Source organism: Mycolicibacterium sp. lyk4-40-TYG-92 (assembly GCF_030209435.1).
Taxonomy (GTDB): domain Bacteria; phylum Actinomycetota; class Actinomycetes; order Mycobacteriales; family Mycobacteriaceae; genus Mycobacterium.
Genome location: NZ_JARVRX010000006.1, coordinates 104,996 through 125,836, shown reverse-complemented (window position 1 = coordinate 125,836; position 20,841 = coordinate 104,996). Strand labels below are relative to the sequence as shown.

The following is a 20,841-nucleotide window of genomic DNA, read 5'->3' as shown; positions in this document are numbered from 1 at the left end:
TGTCCCACTGCTGCACCGTCAGCGTCCGATCCTGGCCGTCGACCAGACTCAGCTCATTATCGAGACCCGCATGGGACGTACCCGCGCCAACCAATAACGCCGCAACCGCACAGATGCTCATCACGAAGCCGCATTTCAATGTCGTCAACAGATCCGTCCTGTCATAGAAATACCTGGGTCCTGATCTCAGCGCCGTTGATGATCTAGGCAGAGTAGGGCCGAACGATGTTGTTCTCGTTGGGGTTTTGTATGTAGATCATGTCAATCGGTGCGGCCGCCGGCTGGCGGAGTAGCCGGGATGTAACCAAAGGCATTCTGCGGTAAAAGCCATTTCCGAGCGACGCCGACGCAGCGTTCACGGCTCCGTCGGACGGTACGACGGTCAGCCTGTAACGAGTTTGTCGGTGATCAGCAGTTCGAAAGTACTCACGATCGCAGGGAGATTCTCGGCAGGGCCGACCGCCGTCGGGTAAGAGGCGATACCGCACAAAACAGCGACCATCGTTTCGGCGGCGTCCACGATGTTAGTTTCAGCGCTGAGTTCGCCGCGGTCGATAGCCTCGCACATTGCCGATGAGACGAATGCCCGGACCGCACGCAGCACCGAGCGGTCGGCGGCGATCAGCGTTTCATCGCGCACTGATTCGCGCACTGCGGCGGCAACCAGCTCGGCGTTGCGCTGCCCAGGGTCGTCGGCACCCAGGGCCGCTGAAAAGAAGCTCACAAGCTGGGTGGGCAATGTTCTCGAGTGCCGGGCCGTAGCGGCCGCTGCGGCAACTGCAGCGGCCGCCGGGCGGTTGATGGCGTCGCAGAACAACGCCGGTTTGGTGGCGAAGTGGTAGCGAACCGCCGGCGTGGATAAGCCGGATCGTGTTGCCACGGCATCGAATGTGGCAGTGGTGTAGCCGAATTCAATGAATATCTCTTGTGCGGCATGCAGGATGCGCTGACGGTTGGCAGCGGTTGTTGCCGCCGACGGGCGGCCCGCCTTGCGACGCGCAATCGGTGCCATGGCCCCATTATGGATTGACATATCCGACGTCACGCCCCGCTGGCAATGTGGGTTTTCTATCAATTGCCGCTGTAGTGACTATCAGGCTGCACACGGTATTGACCGTGCTGACGACGCGAGTATCACGAGTGAACAAGCAAGGCACGTAGGAAGCTCTGCAGCCCAATCGAACTCGCAAACTTAGGCATGTTGGGGGTGTCATTGACACCTGCGAATACATATGGATGTCACAGGGTTACTGACGCTCCGCGCACAAGTGAGTGCAATACAGTCGTTGCAGAACAGTATGATTCATCAAGGAAGGGAGCAATATGTCCAGCTCAATCACACGCCGGCCCAAGTTCTTCGGCGCCGCCATTTTCGTCACCGGGCTTGGATTGACCGCCAGCCTCCTCGGTGCGGGGGTCGCTAATGCCGATCCGCCCCCACCGCCGCCAGGGCAGTGCGCGCCCCCCGCTCCATGCGCTCCGCCTCCGCCGCGATGATCAAGATGAGTCGCTGACCAACCGTCCAGGCGGCGCGCACGCGTGTAATCGCGTGCTGCGCCGCCGCTATTTTGTGTCATGCATACCTCTCGTCATCGTCGCCGAGACATGCGGCGCAGTCGAACCTCGGCAATGCACAGACTGATCCAAGTTGCGGAATAGACGAGCCGAAGGTCGCCATCCGTAAAACTGAGAGCAACGGCGGATGTTCCCACAGTGAGGTAGGTCAACATGGCCGCGGCCTGCGCTCGTTTGCTGAAACCTTCAGTGGCCCAGCCGTTATCCCCGCACTCCGAACCGGCGACCGAGCGAGTGCCGGCGTCCCTTGGCACTCGGTGGCGCGCGATTCATGACGCGGAGATTCCTGTCCTGACTGCTCTATTTGCCAACGGGCCCGCGACAGCCTGCTGGTTAACGGTGATGACCGCCCGGCATCATCTCAGTTGATGCGACACGCGAGCGACCAGCCCTCCCCGGTCTCTCGCGTGTCGCACCTTTGGTCTGGCTTGTTGCGCTGCAGCTATTTTGGCTAGTCGATCTTCACCTCGTAGCGGCGCTGCTTGTTCAGCCGTCCATGTAGGCAGTATTCAGCGATTGGTTGCCGGCTACGTCATCGAGCTCGAAGACAACTTACGGCGACGGGCCGCAACCCATCCGAGGGCCTGGTCGGTCAGCCTGGATCGGGGCCAATCAGTCAGCAGATCGATCCAGGCCCCTCATATTCGGCGCCGGCCTATAGCGGTGGAAGCAATGGAATCCCGAAAAAGTTGGGTACTCCAAGCGCCGGAGGTGGGGGCACAGGTGGACCGACACACGGCAGCAGCAGAACACACGCTCCCGGAGCCCCTGGCGCTCCTGGTCCGGGTGGGGGCGGCGGCATCGCACCGGCCGTTCCTGTCCCGAATCTGATTGCGCTGAAAGCTAAGCCGGCGCACACGGCCGCTGATCCGACTACTAGACGTGACCTCTTCACGGTGTTCTTCTCCTCTGCCAGGGTCGGTGGGGCGACAGAAGCGACGGTAGTCGGCGAACATAGGCAAGAGCTTTCGGTCGATTAGGGTAGCCGTATCAGTTATGGCTGTCGCCTTCCGCCCGCCTGACCGTATAGAGCTGAAATAGTGGGTGCCGCTGCTACACCAACTCCGAGATTGCTCAAAGTAGGTAAAGACGGTTGGTCACCGGTCGCCTATTCAGAACGGGGACGACATAGTCGAAAACGAATATCAGCGCGGCTGAGAACTTGATCCAAAAAACTTCGGAAAACGCGGAGGTCAAGTGTGAACGCCTGGCACGATGGGCTACAACGAAACTCGGCGAATGTGGTCGTGCACGGAAGCGTGTGGGAGGCAAGCGTGAGACGAAAAACATTTGACAACAACATGTTTCGGTGATCGCCGGGTGACTGTGGAGTTGTTGTTGAGGCGCGCGTGTGCAGTTCGCCGGAAACGGTGGCTCCGGCACCATTGATGGGTAGGTTCGGCGGCGTTATGTGTATGCCAACTCGACTTGTTGCTAGGTCGTGGGTGTGCACGCCGTCGGTGAAGCCAGCCCTAGTGGGGTACGCGAGGTTCCGCTCAACGACGTCCTGGCGATGATGTCCGCTGCCTGTTCGGCCCGCCCCGCGCTCGACAGGGATGCACCTGGCGCCCCGGTTGGGTTTGGGGTGCATCCCTGTCGCAGAGATCGAATCCCGCCGGTTGGGTGAATTCAGGCGGAAAGCCTCCGAACCCGGAGCCGCCAGTGGACCCGGGCAGGCTGGTCCAAACTCTAGTGGCGGCCCAGGGGACCGTCGATGCCGCCCATGGTCACATCGAGACCGAGGGCGATAGCGCAGGCGGCGCCAGCGATCACCAGTGCTACCCAATCAGGCCGACGGAGCTTGGTGCGGCCGGCGGTGAGTTGTCCGGTTCCACCTCGGGCGGCGATCGCATCGCCCATTTCGTCGGCGCGGCGAAACATCATCGCAGTGATGGTGGCTATCAGGTCGACACCGTCGCGGATACGCTGTCGTACCCGTCGTGTTCCCCCCGGTTGTGGCGCGGGCCGCAAGGTGCGCGCCGCGTTCACGACCCTGAATTCGTCAATCAGCATGGGAAAAGAGCGCAGTGCCAAGCTCAGGGCCACCGCGAGGTCGTCGACAGGGATAGCCAGTCGGCGCAGTGGGCGGCCCAGTGTCGCTATCGCTGGCGCGACATCGGCGACGTCAGTGGTCCAGGAGAGCACCGCACCTGTGAGCAACAGGACGATGGTCAACGCCGAGAGTTGCAGGAATTGAAGCAGGCCACCGAGTTCCACATGCAAGCCGGCGATGACGACAAACGGGGGCCCGCCTGCGGATAGGAGGATCGCGGAGCCGATCAAGACGACTGCCCATACCGGCGGCGGTACGGACGGAAAGGCGGTCCTCGGGATGTGTGCGAGCCAGATCGCCGCCAGGTCCAGGGCGCCGACCGCGGCGATCGGGAGTGGGCTGGGATCGATGGCCAGCATCACCGCGACGGCGATGGCGACGATGATCTTGGTGCCAGCCCATAACGAATGGACCGGGCTTGTTCCCGGGACGGGTCGCATCAGCACCAATGGCCTCGGGCCCCGAGGCCTGTCTCGTGTAGGAGGTGTCATGACGATGCTCCCGTCGCAGGCGACACTGGAGTCTGGATCGCGCCGTTGTGCAGGCGTAGCACGCGCGGGCACAACTGGTCCAGGCCAAAGAAATCGTGGGAGATCATGATGATCGTCAATCCGGTGGCGTGGCGCAGTTCGATCAGCAGCTGCACAAAATCGCGTGCGCTGCCAGCGTCCAGGCCGGCCAGGGGCTCATCGAGGATCAGCACCCGCGGCCTCCGAGCCAGTAGGCCCCCGAGCACCAATCGGCGTTGCTGTCCGCCGGAGAGTTGATCGACGCGGCGCCGCGCGAGCGCGGCGTCCAGGCCGACGCTGGCCAGCGCGGCAACCACGCGATCCGTCTCATCTGCATCGAATCCTGCGGCCGATGCGATTTCCAAGTCGACCCGCGGCCGCATGAGTTGGAGGCGTGCGGCTTGGAAGGCGATGGCGATCGTGCCGACCTGTTCGGCGGCGGGTTTGCCATCGATCTGGACCGATCCTGCGGAGGGCGCTGTCAGGCCGGCCATGATCCAGGCCAGCGTCGACTTGCCGGACCCGTTGCCGCCGTGGATCAAGATGCCATCGCCCTCGTGCACGGTCAGGTTGATGTCGGACACTGTGGTGTGTGCCCATGGTGTGCCAGCCGCGTACTGGTGGCTGACTCCGTCTAAGCGCAGCACAGGCACGCCGGTTGCCGCGGGCAGGCGACCGGCGGCGGCCAGTGCTGAGGCCGGTGCTGAGGCCGGTGCCGCGACGGTGGACACCATGGCGGTGTCATTTCCGGTTTCGGACAGGCTGATGACCCAGTCGGCGCTCTCGGCTTCATCGCGGTAGTGGGTGATCTCTACGACTGACATTTGCTGGTGTGCGGTTAGGCCGTCGACCACCGCCAGCAGCGCTTCACGTCCCTCGGGGTCCACCATCGAGGTGATTTCGTCGGCCACCAGCAGCTTCGGCGAGCGGGCCAGCGCAGCGGCCACGGCCAGGCGCTGCAGTTCACCTCCGGACATCCCATTGGTGGCGCGATCGCGCATCCCGGCCAGCCCCACCCGGTGCAGGATTGCATCAACGTCCACTGGCGCTTCCGGGGACAGGCCCCAGACGACGTCGTCAGCAACCCGCATACCGAGCACCTGTGTCTCCGGGTGTTGCAGCACCACAGCGGTGCCTCCGATGCGGCCCAGGCCGACTGCACCGGGGCGGTGGACGGCACCGGTGGTGGGTTCGGCGCCGGCGAGGATGCGCCCAAGCGTGCTTTTGCCGGACCCATTGCCACCGACCACGGCGAGACGCTCGCCGATATCAACAGTGAAGGTGGTCGGTGCCAGGGCGTCGTGTTCGGCGCCGGGATACCGGAAGCTGACGTCGTCCAGGTGCATCGGCAGCGGGGCGGGTGCGGCCCCGGCCAGATCGGCCGGGGGCGGGTCGAGTTTGTGGACGTCGGGGATACCGCCGAGGCGCTGCAGGACACCGGACATGATCCACCAGCCGATGACGGACACGAGCGTCACGATGGCAGCCAGCCAGCCGGTTAGCAGCATTGGCCAGGCTCTGAACCCGGCCGAGGTCAGGTGCGCCAAGCCGTCGCCGAGGCTACGTAGGGCGGGAACGGTGTGTAGGGCGGCGGCCAGTCCGTTCGTCGTCGCGTTCAAGGCGCTGAAGATCAGCGTCCGCAACGGCGTCAGCACCAGCAACATGCTGGCTGTGATGGTCCCGAGGACCGCGCCTGCGGTGAGACCGGTGAGGGCGACGGTAATGATGCCGCCGCCGCGGCGTTTGACGGTGCCGGCCAGCCCTCCGATGTAGGCGCAAGCCAGCACGGTGATGGCGCCGGGCACACCAATGATGAGGAACGCGGTCACCGCACCGGCGATGGCAGCGGTGATCAATACCCGTAGCCGGTGACGGTGAGCTAGTAGCCCGATCGGCACGACGGCGGTCAGGGCAAGGAACGCTGTCACCGGCACCACGCCTGTCGAGATCGCCAGGCCTGCTGAGGCCGCAGCGACCGTCGCGGCGTGTGCCATCTCCCCGGGGAGCAGGCCAGAGCGGCTACCGGTGCGAACTAGGCTAGCCACGCGCGCCATCGCTCATGTCGACCGGGCGTGCGGCACGGGGCCACGCCAGCGGATTCAATGCGCGGTATGGGTCGGCGGCACGAACTTTCAGAAGGTCGGCGAAGCTGGTTTCCAACGCTTCCTGAGTGGTCTCTTTGACCGTGGCGATCCATGTCTCATCGGAGACATCGGCGGGTCTGGCGGTGGTGATTGGGGCACCGAACCGCAAGTACATGCGCTGCGGCCGCGGGATGAGAGTGGGACCGATCCCTCGCATCAGCGGGATCGGCATGTTCGGACGGCCGGTGATCTTCTCGCTGATCGTCATGCTGAGCCGGCCCAGCATGCTGTCGCGGGTGAACAGATGCTGGTACATGTCGTCGCCGCCGACCAGGGTCACCGGCACGATCGGGTAGCCGCCGATGATGGCTTCGCGGGCAAAGCCCGCCCGGCCGAGCCAGTTGATGGTGTTTTCTTCGCCTTTGAACTTGGCGAGCTCGCGACCGCCGCCGGGAAACACCAGAATTGTGTCGTTGCTCTGCATCAATTCCTGGGCGTTTTCCGGAGATCCGACGACTGCGCCGACGGCGGCGACCACATCTGCCATGGGACCGCCCATCTTGCCGATACCCCGCTCAGCCAGCGGTCGCACCCGCCTCCCGATGCCGCGCCGCACGTAGTGCAGGATCAGCGGCACCTCGACGAAGCTCTGAGTGTGGTTCGCCACCAACAGAAACCGACCGTCTGCGGGCAGGTTCTCGAGCCCTTCTATGTAAGGGCGCATCAGGTCAACGATGGGTTCGGCGGCATCACTAACCGACCCCAGAAACCGGCGCAGCATCTGTACCCGCGCTGGTTGATCGAGGTTCTCTTCAGCGGTGTGGTGGATTGTCATGACGATGATGTGCTCCGATCCAGGTGTCGATTTGCCGAACCAGGTCGCGACCTGGTCCGACAGCGGATGCCGAGGCAGCCGTGGGATTGCTGAGATGCAGCGACATCGGCGCCTAGTGCGACCGGTGTGGCCGGGAACTTCACCGGCCCCGATCCGCTGCCAGTACGCACGTGAAGCTATCGGCCGAATCCATGAAACCTCTAGGACATTCCTTGCGAAAACGTATGAATACAGCTGGTTTTGAGTCACGGTGGGTCATAGCCACGACCACCGTCACGATCGCGCGACGCGCCTTCTCATGGCATTGCCGGGATCGCTAGTGAGACGTCACATTCCGCCCCGAGCGGCCCACTGTCCGTCAGAAATGCGGCGGAAAACGCCCACCCGACGCAGTAGGGAGGCCTGCAACCATGTACGCCAAACTGGCATATACCGCATCATGGCGATGACCGGAAAATGCGATCAAACCGTCGTGGATACCGCACTGCGACCGTCTGTTCCATTGGAAAGCGCGAGTCTGTCCTTGCCGCGGAATCGTCGCGCCATGCTGCGTACGGGATCCGTTGTTTGGTATGGAACGAAAGTCATTGCTAGCCAGCAGCTCTGGCGCATGCTGCTAAGTTCAGGCAACTAAATTTGTACAGTTTCGAAACTCTGAGATTGTGCGGTTGCGGTCGGTGTTTTCGGCACGACTCTTTGGGTGTGAGAATTTCGATGAATACCGTTGTTGCCTAGACTCTTAGGTAGATTGGTAGAGGATTCTGCGACCATGAAGGAGTATTTGTGGGGTGCATACAAGCGGAGATCAAAATGGCCGTCTGGCGTGAGTGATTTATCGCGGTAATACGGATTCGATAGAATATTCACAGCCTTGACAGCTGCCTGTTGGTGTTGCGTGGCGTACTGATTTAGCCCGTTGCAGTGCGCGTTCGTGCGGTAAGGTTGCTGTGTATTGACGGAGTTGTGTCGCGCTGAGTTTTGCGTGGCTCCTCGCCTTGCAGCGAGGGTACGAAAATTCGCGAACCGGGGGTAGCCACAGCTGATTCCTATTGCGTCGATACGGATTTCTCACGGTAGGCGGCTATATTTTGGCCGAGGGTAGCAGTCAATCGAGGGAGAAAACGTCGCATGAGAATCAAACTGATCACGCGAAGTGCCGTCGTTTCGACTGCTGCGCTTGCCGTTTCGATGACTGGATTCGGCATTGCGCAGGCCTCGCCCGACGCGGTCAACCAGGACAATCAGGCCGGCCGTTCCCATTCGGGGAAAACTGCACGCAACAACACCAACGGTCTCGACTGGGGCGATGATTGGAGCTTGGGCGGATTTCCGCCTATCAACCTGTCGAGCTTGCCGGCGCCAAACGTGAACCTGTCGGTCCCGCTATCATTGGGTTTGCCTGGCTTATCCTTACCAAGCCTCAACCTCAATCTGTTTCACTAAGTTTGCCCCGCCATTGTGGCCGTCAGCCTGACAGGTCAAAGGCGCACGTAGCCACCGCACGCTTCGGATCCCCCGGGAATGAACAAAGCCGTCCGCCAAACCCCGATGCAATGCGCGAAAGGGCGGGTCAGGGGCGAGGCGAATTGGCACGGTTAAATGCAACCTACCGCGCAGGGGATAGGTCGCATTTCTCCGTGTCGAATTGCATTACGAACACGCATTGACATTTGGAAATGCAAAGGTCTGCTGTGCAATCTGGTGTCGAACCCGCAGGTCTGCAAATCACCTCGATCGTTAATATGCTCTGCTGCAACGGTTTCCGATTGGCTCTGGCGATAGTCCGTCGAGCTACGCAGAAGAGAAGTGCGATGCCGACCGCGCCATTTGGAGCTTGGGCGGTGTATGTGTCGTCCTGCGGAGGTTGCTTTCGCGGCAAGATCGACTCAACCAGATCGACGGCTTCACTGAGAGCCCGACAGATTTGGGGTGTTGTTGTCGGTATCGGTAGCCTCAGGCGCCGCCTACAGCTGTGAGTAGTAGCGGTGGACTTCCGCGGCGGCGACCACCACGAACGGTGTCCGCCCCGGAATGGATGTCACGCATCGTGAGAACTGACCACCGCCTGGCTGTCGATGGAGAGGTTGGCGAGGCGTTCTGGCGCCAAGATCTGCCGGAGCTGCTGTTCGCCGAGGTAGCCGCGCTCGAGGACGATGTCGGCCACGCTGCGGTGGCTGTTCAGTGCTTCGCGCGCTACGTCGGTGGTCTTCGCGTAGCCGAGGTAGGGGTTGAGCGCGGTCGCAAGGCCGATCGAGTGGTGCACGTGTGCGGCCATCGTGGCGACGTTGGCGGTGATGCCCTGCACGCATCGGGTGGTCAGTGTCCGGCACGCTGCGGTGAGTTGGGCGATGCTGTCGAACAGCGATCGGGCGATGATCGGCTCGAACGCGTTGAGCTGCAGTTGGCCTGCCTCGGCGGCCATGGTGATCGTCAGGTCGTTGCCGATCACCGAGTAGCACACCTGAGTGACGACCTCGGGGATGACGGGGTTGACCTTTCCGGGCATGATGCTCGAACCGGCTTGGACTGCAGGCAGATTGATCTCATGGAGGCCCGCGCGGGGACCCGAGGCCAGCAGGCGCAGATCGTTGCAGATTTTGGACAGCTTGACCGCGATCCGCCTGAGTACGCCCGACACATGGACGAACGCGCCGGGGTCCTGTGTCGCCTCGATCAGATTCTCGGCAGTCACCAAAGGTCGCCCGGTCAGTGCGCGCAGGTGCTTACACACCGCGTCGACGTAGCCTGGCGGCGCGTTGAGCCGGGTTCCGATGGCCGTGGCGCCCATATTGATTTCGTGCAGCAGCGCAGTCGACTCGGCCAGCCGCTGGCGGTCCTCACCGATCGTCACCGCATAGCCGCGCATCTCCTGGCCCAGGGTCATCGGCACGGCGTCCTGTAGTTGTGTCCGCCCCATCTTGATCACCCGGTCGAACTCCGCGGCTTTGTCGTCGAAGGCCGAAATCAGCTGCGCCATTGCGGCATCCAGGTTGTCGCATGAGGTAATCGTGGCGATGTTCAGTGCTGTCGGATAGACATCGTTGGTGGATTGGCTCATGTTGACATGGTCAGCGGGATGCAGGTACTGATACTGGCCGATGTCGTGGCCCATGATCTGCAGCGCACGGTTGCCGATCACCTCGTTGGCGTTCATGTTCGTCGACGTGCCGGCTCCGCCTTGGATGACGTCGACGATGAATTGGTCGGCCAACTGGCCGGCGCGGATCTCGTTGCAGGCCTGGTCGATGGCCGCGGCCCGCTCGTCGCTGAGCAACCCGAGGTCAGCGTTGGTGCGTGCCGCGGCTTGTTTCACCACGGCAAGCGCGCAGATCAGGTGCTCGTACCGGCCGATGGTGGTACCGGTGATCGGGAAGTTTTCGACCGCGCGCGCGGTGTGTACGCCCCAATAGGCTTGGGCCGGTATCTCTTTGGCGCCTAAAAGGTCATGTTCGATGCGGGTTTTCATTTCTCTCAATCCACTTGTGGGTTGGCGATGACGGGGAACTCACCGGTGTAGCCGAGGCGCTCTTGGGCGACGGCCCGCACGCGCCCTCGCACCAGATACCAGCCGGCGATCAGCATTGGGATGAGCACAACGAGTGTCCCGACCGTCCAGGTGCCCACCGGTGCGTCACAAGCCATCAAGACCAGCACGGCGACGAGGAACGCCAGGGTGAGATAGCCGCTGTAGGGGGTGAATGGCATCCGGAACTTTGGTCGTTTCATGACGCCGGCGTTGGCCATCTTTACCAGCCGCAGTTGGCACAACACGATCGTGCCCCACGAGGCGATGATGCCCAGAGCGGCCATGTTCAGCACGATCTCGAAGGCTTGACCGGGGTTGAACGCGTTGAGCACCACGCCGAGAAGGCAGATGGCACAAGTCAGCAGGATGCCGCCGTAGGGGACGCCCCGTTTGGACATCCGTGCGGTGAACTTCGGGGCGCTGCCGTTCATCGCCATGGACCGCAGGATCCGGCCGGTTGAGTAGAGGCCGGCGTTGAGGCTGGAGAACGCGGCGGTGAGCACGACGATGTTCATGATGTCGCCGGCGCCGCCGAAGCCGATCTTGGAGAAGAACGTCACGAAAGGGCTCTCGCCGGCCTTGTAGGCAGTGTAGGGCAGCAGCAATGCCAGCAGCGACACCGATCCGACGTAGAAGATCGCGATACGAGCGACGACCGAGTTGATGGCGCGCGGCATGATCTTCTCGGGCTCAGCTGTCTCACCGGCGGCTGTGCCCACCAATTCGACTGCGGCATAGGCGAATACCACCCCCGAGGTGACAATGAGCAGCGGGAGCGCGCCGGTGGGAAACAGTCCGCCTTGATGTGTCCAGATGCTGAATCCGGTGCTCTGACCGTCGATCTTGAAGCGTCCGGCCAGGAAGATGGTCCCTGCGACCAGGAACGCCATCAGCGCGATCACCTTGATGAGCGCCGCCCAGAATTCCATCTCGCCGAACCATTTGACCGAGATCATGTTGACCGACAGCACGATCACGAGTGCGATCAGCGCCACCGCCCATTGCGGCACGACGTCGAACGCCTTCCAGAAATGGAAATACGTGGCAATCGCGGTGGTGTCGACGATCGCGGTCATCGCCCAGTTGAGGAAATACATCCAGCCGACGACGTAAGCAGCTTTCTCGCCGAAGAATTCACGCGCATACGAGACGAATGAGCCCGACGACGGCCGATGCAACACCAGCTCGCCGAGGGCGCGCAGGATCAGGAATACAAAGATGCCGCACACCCCGTATGCCAGGAAGAGGCCCGGTCCTGCGGAGTGCAGCCGGCCACCCGCTCCGAGGAACAGGCCGGTCCCGATGGCGCCGCCTATCGCGATCATTTGCAGCTGCCGCGGCTTGAGGCCCTTGTGATAGCCCTCGTCTTCGCGGGTCAGGTTGACAGCTTTACGGCGCGCTGTCGGGTCGGAGGTGGTTGGCACCGTCGCCATCGGACTCCCATCGATATGTGGTCAAGCTGCCCGGCTGTCAGACAGCTTGTCAGGCGAGTGTGGCATGGGTCACTGTCCGCGTCAATAGGAAAGTCGGCGATCGCGGTCGCGACTTGGAAGACTCAGGCGGGCGTGTCCCCGGCGAGTTCGGTGACGGCTTGTTCGACCTTGTCGAGATGTCGGCGCATACATTCGCTGGCTTCGGCGTAATCGCCAGCGGCGATGGCCCGGAGGATCCTGTCGTGTTCGGCGTTGGATGCAGATCTGCGTTCAGCGAAGGCGGCGTTGAGGATGCGGGACTGCTGGCCGAGTGCATCGCGAATCGCTGCGACGACAGTGGTGAACACTTCGTTGCCCGAGGCCTGGGCGATGCCGAGGTGGAATTCGGTGTCGAGTTGGACCCATCTCGCCGCGTCGGTCTCGGCTTGCATGGCGTCGTTGATGCGGGTGAGGTTGGTCAGCTCGGCGTCGGTGCGCCGCCGCGCAGCCCAGCCTGCGGCGGGCACTTCGATGTGGGGACGCGCTTCGATGAGGTCTCGCGCCGAGAACTTGCCGTAGCGCGGAGAGGTCGCATGCGAAGCCACGACCACGGTTCCCGAGCCGGTCTTCGTCGAAGTCAAGCCCAGGGTTTGGCAGGAGCGTAACGCTTCGCGGATAACAGAGCGGCTGACCCCGTAGCGTTCGGCCAGCGCGGCTTCTGGTGGCAGCTTGGCTCCGACGGGCAGGTCGCCGGCCTCGATGGCCGTGCACAGATCCTCGAGCACCGCTTCCGTTGCGTTGCGCCGCACGATCGTCGCGGGCCGATCTGTCCAGCTATAAGGCAGATTCACGCCTTTAGGGTGCGCGCGCCGATCGGAGGCTGTCAACGCGGCCCGACAGGGGCGCGGGCTCCGGCGTAGGCGTCGACCATCTGGTCTCGCCCGGCGCCGCAGGCCAGCAGCGCAGCCAGCAGGATGCGCGCCTGCGCGGCCCGTAGCCACGGCGAGGCGATTGCACCGGCGGCAATCAGGTCGTGACCGCCACCGCTGCCCCCGTAGACGGGTTCGACGACACCATCGGGCACCCGGCTGGTGACCACGACGGCGACACCACGCCGTACATGATCCTGCACGGCGCCAAGGATATTCGGGTTGGCATTGCCTGATCCCATCGCATCGAGGATGATCCCACGCCCGCCGGCCGACACACTGGCGTCTATATGCGTTCGGTCGGCGCCCGGATACAGGGCGACGATGTCGACGCGCTGCTGACCGATTGTTGGGTGCCAAGGCAACGCCGCGGGACGCCGCGTGGCCGGTACGTACTGTCGATAGGCGTCGAGCCGGGTGGTGTGAGCCTTGCGCACGCCGCGGGCGGCCAGGACGTGGCCGCCGAACGCAATCAGCACTCCATGCTCGCGCGAGTCGGCGCTGTGCGCGGCCTGTATCGCAAGCGAGATGTTGTGCGGCCCGTCGGGGTCGGGATGATCGGCGGGCCGCTGCGCGCCGGTCAGCACCACCGGACGGGGATCGTCGTGGAAGAGATCGAGGAACATTGCCGTCTCCTCGAGAGTGTCGGTGCCGTGCAAGATCACCACCGCGTCGGTGTCCGGATCATCGAGCACCTCGGTAACCGCGTTGCGAAGGGCGGTCATCCGCTTCAACGACATCGTCGAGGAGTCGATCGCCATGACGTCGCGCACCAAGACATCCGGACCGATGAGGTGGCTGATCGCGCCGCGCGCCAACGGAGAGATGCTGCCATCACAGCTGCGACCGCTGGCGATGGTGCCACCGGTGGTCAGCACTACAACTGGCACCGCCGCCTCCTCCCGATCCAGTCAAAGCGCCATTTGTACCACGAACATGCCAAATCTGTCAGACAGATTGTTGTGGAGCTGCCGGTAGGGGTGTCTGAAAACTGGGCCCAGTTCGGCTATAGCCGATAGGCTCCGATACACGCGACTACCGCACGACTTTCATCCCTTCATCGCAACGTCATGGCCACGACGATCAGCACGATGGTGATCGTCGGCGGACCTCAGCACGCTGCCAGGCGTCAACCCGGCAGACCCGCTGTCGGTGCGAGGTGAGGAGACCAGCATGGCCAAACTCGTGTCCGTCAATGTCGGGATGCCCAAAGGCGTTCCCTGGAAAGGCCGCACCGTCTACACCGGGGCGTGGAAGTACCCCGTCGACGGGCCACGCATGCTGCGACGGCTGAACCTCGACGGGGACGGGCAGGGCGATACTGCCGGCCACGGCGGCGAAATCCGCGCGGTGCTGGTGTATCAACTGGCGTCGTACCGTTACTGGGCTCGTGAACTCCATCGCGAGGATTTGGCGCCGGGCATGTTCGGGGAGAACTTGACCGTCGACGGCCTGCCCGACGACGGAGTTTTCATCGGTGATCGGTATCGAATCGGTGATGCGGTCGTCGAGGTCACGCAGCCGCGGGTGACGTGTTACCGCGCCGGTATGCGGGTCGGCGAGCCGCGGCTGGCCGCCCTGCTGGTCGCGCATCATCGACCGGGATTCTATTGCCGTGTCCTGACCGAAGGTGAAGTCGAGGCTGGGCAGGACATCGTCAAAATCAGTGAGGGACCGCAGCGTATCTCCGTCGCCGAGATGGACGCGCTGCTGTACCTTCCTGGGCATCCCCGTGAGAATCTTGAACGCGCACTTGGTATTCCGGCCCTGAGCCCGGGTTGGCGGACCTCGCTACAGAACTTGTTCGAACAGGCCGCCCAGGTCGGAACCGCTGCAGGCAACAGCGGGTTGACCGGGGTGGCCGCGCCGCCGCCGTCGTGGGTGGGATTCCGGTCGATGCGTATTTCGGGGATCCACACCGAAAGTCGGGACGTGCGTTCGCTGATGCTGGTCGATACCGAGGGCGCAGTTTCCCCGGAATGGGTGGCCGGGCAATCGATTGCGCTGCGGGTGCCGGCCGCGGCCGAGGCGGCGGCGGTGGTGCGCAACTACTCGCTGTGCAACAGTCCAAGGGCGGGCGCGTACCGAATCGGCGTCAAGAGGGAGTCGCCGGGAACGGTCAGCACATACATCCACGACAAGATCAGCGTCGGCGACGTCGTCGAGGTCGCCGCCCCGCGCGGCACCTTCCGCCTCGTCGACGCCACGAATCCTGTTCTGCTGCTATCTGCCGGCATCGGGGTGACGCCGCTGCTATCCATGCTGCACCACCTGGTGGCATCGCGATCGAATCGACCGGTGTGGTGGCTTTACGCCGCGCGTGACGGTGGGGCGCACCCGTTCGCCGATGAAGTCCGAACGCTGCTGGGGCAATTGCCCAACACCCGAAGCCATGTCGTCTACAGTCGCCCGTCGGCCACCGATCAGACGGGCATCGACTACGACCAGGTCGGTCACCTCGACTACGACACGCTCGCTTCATTGGCGCCGCCGCGCGATGCTGATGCGTATCTGTGCGGACCGCAGTTGTTCATGGACCAGCTCGGCGAGGCGCTGCGTGCTTGCGGACTGGACCCCGCCAACATCCATCACGAAAGGTTCGGCGCCCTTTCGGCGATCACACCAGGCATCGCTGCAGTCGCGTCAGATCCCCCGCATCTTCCCGCTGGCACGCCCGGTCCGGGTCCGTCGGTTGAGTTCGCCCGCAGCGCCATCGCGGCGCCCTGGAGTGCGGACTACGCCAGTCTGTTGGAGTTCGCCGAAGCCTGTGACGTGCCCACGCGGTGGTCGTGCCGTACCGGCGTCTGCCACACCTGCGAAACGGCGGTGCTGGCCGGTCAGGTCGACTATGACCCTGAGCCGCTGGACCCGCCGGCGGAGGGGACCGTCCTGCTGTGCGTGGCCACACCGACCCAACCACTGGTGCTGGACCTATGAGCGGCCATCCGATTGCGTGCGTGCCCGTGGGCGCTGCTGGCGGATTTCGACTCGGCCCGCCGGGGATCGGCCCGCCTCACGAATGTGGCTGTCATGTAACGGAATAATCGAGCGCAGGTACTCATCGGGGTTACGCCGGCACCTCGGCGTCGATCGTGGCGGGCGCGTGCTGGGCGATGGCATGAGCGGCGATGAGGTCGGCGACCCGACGGTGCGCGACTTCGTTGAGCACGTCGTGCGCGGCACCGTCGATGATCTCGACCCGCAGCTGCGGCAGTCGGTCGCGCCAGCCTACGATTCCGGTCAGCGGCGCGATGGCGTCGTGCTGACCGTGCACTGCGAGGATCGGCAGCCGCAGCTCCGGCAGCTCGGCGTCGAGGCGCCGCCATGCCGGCGGGAAGAGCCGGGATAGGACGCCCACTACATCGGCCCCTGTGAACGCGAGCGGGTCGTTGGCGAGTTCGTCGCGGTAGGTGGGGTCGGCGGACAGCGCGTCGAGTTCCAGTGAGAACGGCTGGGCCGAGTCGGCCGCATTCAGCCACGGCAGCGGATCGAGGGCCGCTCCACTGATCACGACGGCGCGGTACCGGTCGGTGTCCTCGAGTGCGGTGAGCAGCGCGCCTACGCTGCCGAGCGAGTGCCCGGCGATCACCAACGGGACGTGGGGGGCATGTTGGGCGGCCAGCGCGGTGAGCGTGCGGGCGTTGGTGACGATGTCGGTGAAGTTGCCCACGTCGCCCCGGGTGCCGTCGGACAGTCCGTGCCCGGGCTGGTCGAGTGCCCACAGATCGATGCCGTGATGGCCGAGCTCGGCGGCGAACCGGTGGTAGAGACCGGAGTGCTCGCCGAAACCGTGCAAGAAGACCAGGGCTGCGGCCGGGTCTTCGGTGAAGGTCCAGTGCCGGTAGAAGATCCGTCCGGCCGCGCCGTCGAAGAAGGGCATGTGGGCTCCGTATCGGTGGTGACTCAGGGATTCGACTGTCACCGTGGCCGATTCGCCACTGCCGGCCCACCGTTTGAACCGACGGGATTCGAAGGTCGCTATGCGCGACGAGTCGGGACGGCGCCCTAAAGTCGACGCCCCGCTTCCTCGAGGACGTTGCGCAGGATGTCGTAGATCGCGTCGAACTCCTTCTGGCCGCTTATCAAAGGCGGAGCCAGCTGGATCACTGGATCGCCACGGTCATCTGCACGGCAGTACAGACCCGCCTCCCACAGTGCGGGTGTCAGGAAGCCGCGCAGCAGGCGCTCGGACTCTTCTCCGTTGAAGGTTTCCCTGGTGGCCTTGTCTTTCACGAGTTCGATGCCGTAGAAGAATCCCTCACCGCGGACGTCGCCGACGATCGGAAGGTCGTACAGCTTCTCGAGTGTCGCCCTGAACATCGGGGCGGTCGCTTTCACGTGCGCATTGATGCCCTCACGCTCGAAGATATCGAGGTTGGCCAGCGCCACCGCGGACGACACCGGGTGTCCACCGAAGGTGTAGCCGTGGGCGAACATCGTCTTGCCGTCGTTGAAGGGTTCGAACAGGCGGTCGCTGGCGATCATCGCGCCGATCGGGGAATAGCCGGATGTCAAACCCTTTGCGCTGGTGATGATGTCGGGAACGTAGCCGAAATCGTCGCAGGCGAACATCGAGCCGATGCGGCCGTAGGCGCAGATCACCTCGTCCGAGACCAGGAGTACGTCGTACTGGTCGCAGATCTCACGGACGCGCTGGAAGTATCCCGGTGGCGGTGGGAAGCACCCGCCCGCGTTCTGCACCGGCTCCAGGAACACCGCGGCGACGGTGTCGGGACCCTCGAATTCGATGGCCTCGGCGATGCGGTCGGCGCAGTACCGGCCGAATGCCTCTGGGTCGTGTGCGTAGGCATCGGGCGCGCGGTAGAAGTTGGTGTTCGGTGCGCGAAAGCCGCCTGGGGTGAGCGGCTCGAATGGCGCCTTGAATGCCGGGATGCCGGTGATCGCCAGTGCCCCCTGAGGCGTGCCGTGGTAGGCGATGGCACGCGAAATGACCTTGTGCTTACCGGGTTTTCCGGTCAACTTGAAGAACTGTTTGGCCAGCTTCCAGGCACTCTCCACCGCTTCGCCGCCGCCGGTGGTGAAGAAGACCCGGTTCAGGTCGCCCGGTGCATAGTTGGCGATCCGCTCCGCCAGCTCGATCGCGGGCGGAGTCGCGTAGGACCACAACGGGAAGAAGGACAGCTGCTCGGCCTGGCGGGCAGCTGCTGCCGCGAGTTCCTCGCGGCCGTGCCCGACCTGCACCACGAACAGGCCCGACAGCCCGTCGATATAGCTTTTGCCCCGGTCGTCGAAGATGGTGACGCCCTCACCGCGGGTGATGATGGGCGGGGTGATGTCGGTCCCATGACGGGCGAAATGACCCCACAGATGCCGTTTGGCCTTGGCCGCCAAGTCGGTTGAAAGTGATTGTGCTGCATTGATTGTTGTCACCGCGTGCCCCAGTTGTATTGCTGTTTGACGAGTTTGAGGTAGACCAGCGTTTCGGTGGACAGCACCCCCGGTACGGCTCGAATCTTGCGGTTGAGCAGGTCGAGCAGGTGGCTGTCGTCTTCGCAGACGACCTCGATGATGATGTCGAAGGTTCCGGCGGTCAGCACGACGTAGTCGACGGACGCAATGGCGGCAAGTTTGTCGGCGACCTCGGTGGTGTCGCCGGTGCATCGGACACCGATCAAGGCTTGGCGTCCGAAGCCCATTTGAACAGGGTCAGTCACGGCGACGATCTGCATGACGCCGCCGTCGACCATGCGCTGGACACGTTGGCGCACGGCCGCTTCCGACAACTCGACCGCTTTACCGATGGCGGCGTAGGACTGCCTGCCGTCCTGCTGCAGTTTCTCGATGATCGCTTTCGAAAGTTCGTCGAGTTGGCATGCGGCGCCGCCGCGAGGTGGGTTACTCCGCCCAGGCATCGCAGTGGCATCGGGCGGGGCATCTGGCATGGCCATGACGTCCATCATGCACGGATTTCGTCGTTTAGTTCAAGCGATGCGACGGAATCAATCGTCCATGCCTCGATTTCGAGTGGAATCCGCATCGGTGTTGGGGTAGCGTGCAAGATCGTGAGCGCAGGTACAGGCCAGGTCGTCGCCGGTAGTTTCCTCAACGGAAAGCCCGTGACAACGGCCGGGAAGCCGTTCGAGATCGTCAATCCGGCCACGGGCGATGTCGTGGCGTCGTATGCGCTGGCAACGCCGGCTGATGTCGACGTTGCAGTGGCTTCGGCCCGCGCCGCGCAGCCGAACTGGGCCAGGGCAACTCCGGCCGAGCGGGCCACGGTCCTGGCGCGGTTGGCGCAACTGGTCGCCGAGAACGCTGACGAGCTCGTGGATCAGGAGGTGAGCCAGACCGGTAAACCGGTCCGGCTGGCGGCAAACTTCGACGTTCCCGGCAGCGCTGACAACATCGACTTTTTTGCCGGTGCCGCCCGACACCTCGACGGCAAGGCCACTGCGGAGTACTCGGCCGATCACACGTCAAGCATCCGGCGTGAGGCCGTCGGAGTGGTCGCCACCATCACGCCGTGGAATTATCCACTGCAGATGGCGGTCTGGAAGGCATTGCCCGCGTTGGCGGCCGGGTGTGCCGTGGTGATCAAGCCTGCCGAGATCACCCCGCTGACCACGCTCACGCTGGCCCGATTGGCCAGCGAAGCGGGGTTGCCCGAAGGTGTGTTCAATGTTGTGACCGGGCTGGGCGCAGACGTCGGCGCAGCCCTCGCCGGGCACCGTGATGTCGACATGGTGACATTCACCGGCTCGACGGCAGTCGGTCGACGAGTGATGGCAGCTGCGGCGGTCCACGGCCACCGCACACAGCTCGAACTTGGCGGCAAGGCTCCGTTCGTGGTCTTCGACGACGCAGACTTGGATGCCGCCATTCATGGCGCGGTGGCGGCGTCCTTGATCAACACCGGCCAGGATTGCACCGCGGCGACCCGCGCCATCGTGGCGCAACCGTTGTACGACGATTTTGTGGCCGGAGTTGCCGAACTGTTCGGCAAGGTCGTCGTGGGCGACCCGTATGACCCGAATACCGATCTGGGACCGGTGATCTCGACGCCCCACCGGACCAAGGTTGCCGGCATGGTGGAGCGGGCGCAGCCGCAAGGTGGGCGGATCGTGACCGGCGGAACGATGCCCGAGGGCTCTGGCACGTTCTACCCGCCGACACTGATTGCCGATGTCGCCGAGGACTCCGAGATCTACCGCGATGAGATCTTCGGCCCGGTGCTGACGGTGCGGCCGTTTATCGGCGACGATGACGCGCTGCGGCAGGCCAACGACACCGAGTACGGGCTGGCAGCCTCGGCATGGACTCGCGACGTGTACAGGGCCCAGCGGGCAGCGCGCGAAATCCAGGCCGGCTGCGTGTGGATCAACGACCACATCCCGATCATCTCCGAAATGCCACATGGCGGTTTCGGCGCTTCCGGGTTCGGTAAAGACATGAGCGCCTATTCGTTTGAGGAATATCTGACCATCAAACACGTGATGAGCGACATCACGTCGGTTGCCGAAAAGGACTGGCACCGAATTATCTTCACCAAGAGGTAGTAATCCCGCACGATCGCTGGCGCGAACCCCGTGCGTCAAAGCCATTTCGAGAATTGCGCTCGATGGCGTCCACGTAATTCAGAGTTCGTGGAATCTGTGTCAATAACGTAGCGTCCGGACCGCCCGTCGTAGAGTATTCGGATGAAGCAGAAATCTACGCACCTAGTCGGGATGAGCGTGTGCTGCAACATTACTCAGCACTGAGTTCCCCAGCCGACGGCCAGCTCGCTGATTCTGAAACCGGCCGATAGTCGCATTTTCACGTTGTAGAGAAACGTGCGCCGGCAGCGCGTCCACATATTTACTTCGCGCCGGGACCGTCCGCAATTTTTCGCTACCCGACGCGCGGCGGGTGAAAGTAATTGCGGGAGCATTCAACCCTGAGCGGGCTTGACCGAGGT

General features: G+C 63.5%; 14 protein-coding genes and 1 pseudogene. 3 read left to right on the top strand and 12 right to left on the bottom strand.

Annotated elements, in window-relative coordinates:
• The 5 genes and pseudogenes from QRN63_RS12275 to QRN63_RS12255 all read right to left on the bottom strand — a co-directional run.
• Positions 1-121 (bottom strand): annotated as a pseudogene (locus QRN63_RS12275) (MspA family porin); the annotation flags it as partial.
• A 261-nt stretch (positions 122-382) separates the two neighbouring features.
• A complete protein-coding gene (locus QRN63_RS12270; RefSeq protein ID WP_285030990.1) occupies positions 383-1,012 on the bottom strand; it encodes a TetR/AcrR family transcriptional regulator in 630 nt (209 codons plus the stop codon).
• Between the two features lie 2,252 nt (positions 1,013-3,264).
• The gene (locus QRN63_RS12265; RefSeq protein ID WP_285030989.1) at positions 3,265-4,119 is read right to left on the bottom strand and encodes an energy-coupling factor transporter transmembrane component T family protein; all 855 of its coding nucleotides are present in this window, start codon (positions 4,117-4,119) and stop codon (positions 3,265-3,267) included.
• Positions 4,116-6,191: an ABC transporter ATP-binding protein gene (locus tag QRN63_RS12260; protein WP_502888120.1), complete on the bottom strand. Its 2,076-nt coding sequence runs from the start codon at positions 6,189-6,191 to the stop codon at positions 4,116-4,118. The genes QRN63_RS12265 and QRN63_RS12260 overlap by 4 nt, the downstream gene beginning before the upstream one ends.
• The gene (locus tag QRN63_RS12255) at positions 6,175-7,056 is read right to left on the bottom strand and encodes a 1-acyl-sn-glycerol-3-phosphate acyltransferase (protein ID WP_502888119.1); all 882 of its coding nucleotides are present in this window, start codon (positions 7,054-7,056) and stop codon (positions 6,175-6,177) included. Before QRN63_RS12255 ends, QRN63_RS12260 begins: the two co-directional genes overlap by 17 nt.
• Positions 7,057-8,184: 1,128 nt before the next feature.
• Between QRN63_RS12255 and QRN63_RS12250 the strand changes: the two genes are divergently transcribed.
• Complete coding sequence (locus QRN63_RS12250) at positions 8,185-8,499, top strand: hypothetical protein (RefSeq protein WP_285030988.1); 315 nt, start codon at positions 8,185-8,187, stop codon at positions 8,497-8,499.
• A 595-nt stretch (positions 8,500-9,094) separates the two neighbouring features.
• Here QRN63_RS12250 and aspA read toward each other — a convergent pair.
• The 4 genes from aspA to QRN63_RS12230 all read right to left on the bottom strand — a co-directional run bounded on the left by aspA (position 9,095) and on the right by QRN63_RS12230 (position 13,813).
• Positions 9,095-10,522, bottom strand: coding sequence for an aspartate ammonia-lyase (gene aspA, locus QRN63_RS12245; protein WP_285030987.1), 1,428 nt, complete (start codon positions 10,520-10,522; stop codon positions 9,095-9,097).
• 5 nt (positions 10,523-10,527) lie between these two features.
• The gene (locus QRN63_RS12240) at positions 10,528-12,015 is read right to left on the bottom strand and encodes an amino acid permease (protein WP_285030986.1); all 1,488 of its coding nucleotides are present in this window, start codon (positions 12,013-12,015) and stop codon (positions 10,528-10,530) included.
• 122 nt (positions 12,016-12,137) lie between these two features.
• Positions 12,138-12,845, bottom strand: a complete 708-nt coding sequence (locus QRN63_RS12235; RefSeq protein WP_502888121.1) for a FadR/GntR family transcriptional regulator — start codon at positions 12,843-12,845, stop codon at positions 12,138-12,140.
• A gap of 32 nt (positions 12,846-12,877) precedes the next feature.
• A complete protein-coding gene (locus QRN63_RS12230) occupies positions 12,878-13,813 on the bottom strand; it encodes an asparaginase (protein ID WP_267318343.1) in 936 nt (311 codons plus the stop codon).
• Positions 13,814-14,096: 283 nt separating this feature from the next.
• On the opposite strand from QRN63_RS12230, the gene QRN63_RS12225 reads away from it, so the two are divergent.
• Positions 14,097-15,860, top strand: coding sequence for an MOSC domain-containing protein (locus QRN63_RS12225; protein ID WP_285030984.1), 1,764 nt, complete (start codon positions 14,097-14,099; stop codon positions 15,858-15,860).
• A gap of 130 nt (positions 15,861-15,990) precedes the next feature.
• Here QRN63_RS12225 and QRN63_RS12220 read toward each other — a convergent pair whose 3' ends face one another.
• The 3 genes from QRN63_RS12220 to QRN63_RS12210 all read right to left on the bottom strand — a co-directional run bounded on the left by QRN63_RS12220 (position 15,991) and on the right by QRN63_RS12210 (position 18,832).
• Positions 15,991-16,803 carry an alpha/beta fold hydrolase gene (locus tag QRN63_RS12220; protein ID WP_285030983.1) on the bottom strand — a complete coding sequence of 271 codons (813 nt, stop codon included), beginning with the start codon at positions 16,801-16,803 and terminating at the stop codon, positions 15,991-15,993.
• A gap of 125 nt (positions 16,804-16,928) precedes the next feature.
• Positions 16,929-18,314, bottom strand: coding sequence for an aspartate aminotransferase family protein (locus tag QRN63_RS12215; RefSeq protein ID WP_285030982.1), 1,386 nt, complete (start codon positions 18,312-18,314; stop codon positions 16,929-16,931).
• A complete protein-coding gene (locus QRN63_RS12210) occupies positions 18,311-18,832 on the bottom strand; it encodes an Lrp/AsnC family transcriptional regulator (RefSeq protein WP_410506089.1) in 522 nt (173 codons plus the stop codon). The genes QRN63_RS12215 and QRN63_RS12210 overlap by 4 nt, the downstream gene beginning before the upstream one ends.
• A 114-nt stretch (positions 18,833-18,946) precedes the next feature.
• Here QRN63_RS12210 and QRN63_RS12205 point away from each other — a divergent pair, with 114 nt between their 5' ends.
• Positions 18,947-20,440: a gamma-aminobutyraldehyde dehydrogenase gene (locus tag QRN63_RS12205; protein WP_285030981.1), complete on the top strand. Its 1,494-nt coding sequence runs from the start codon at positions 18,947-18,949 to the stop codon at positions 20,438-20,440.
• The last annotated feature ends 401 nt before the right edge of the window (positions 20,441-20,841 follow it).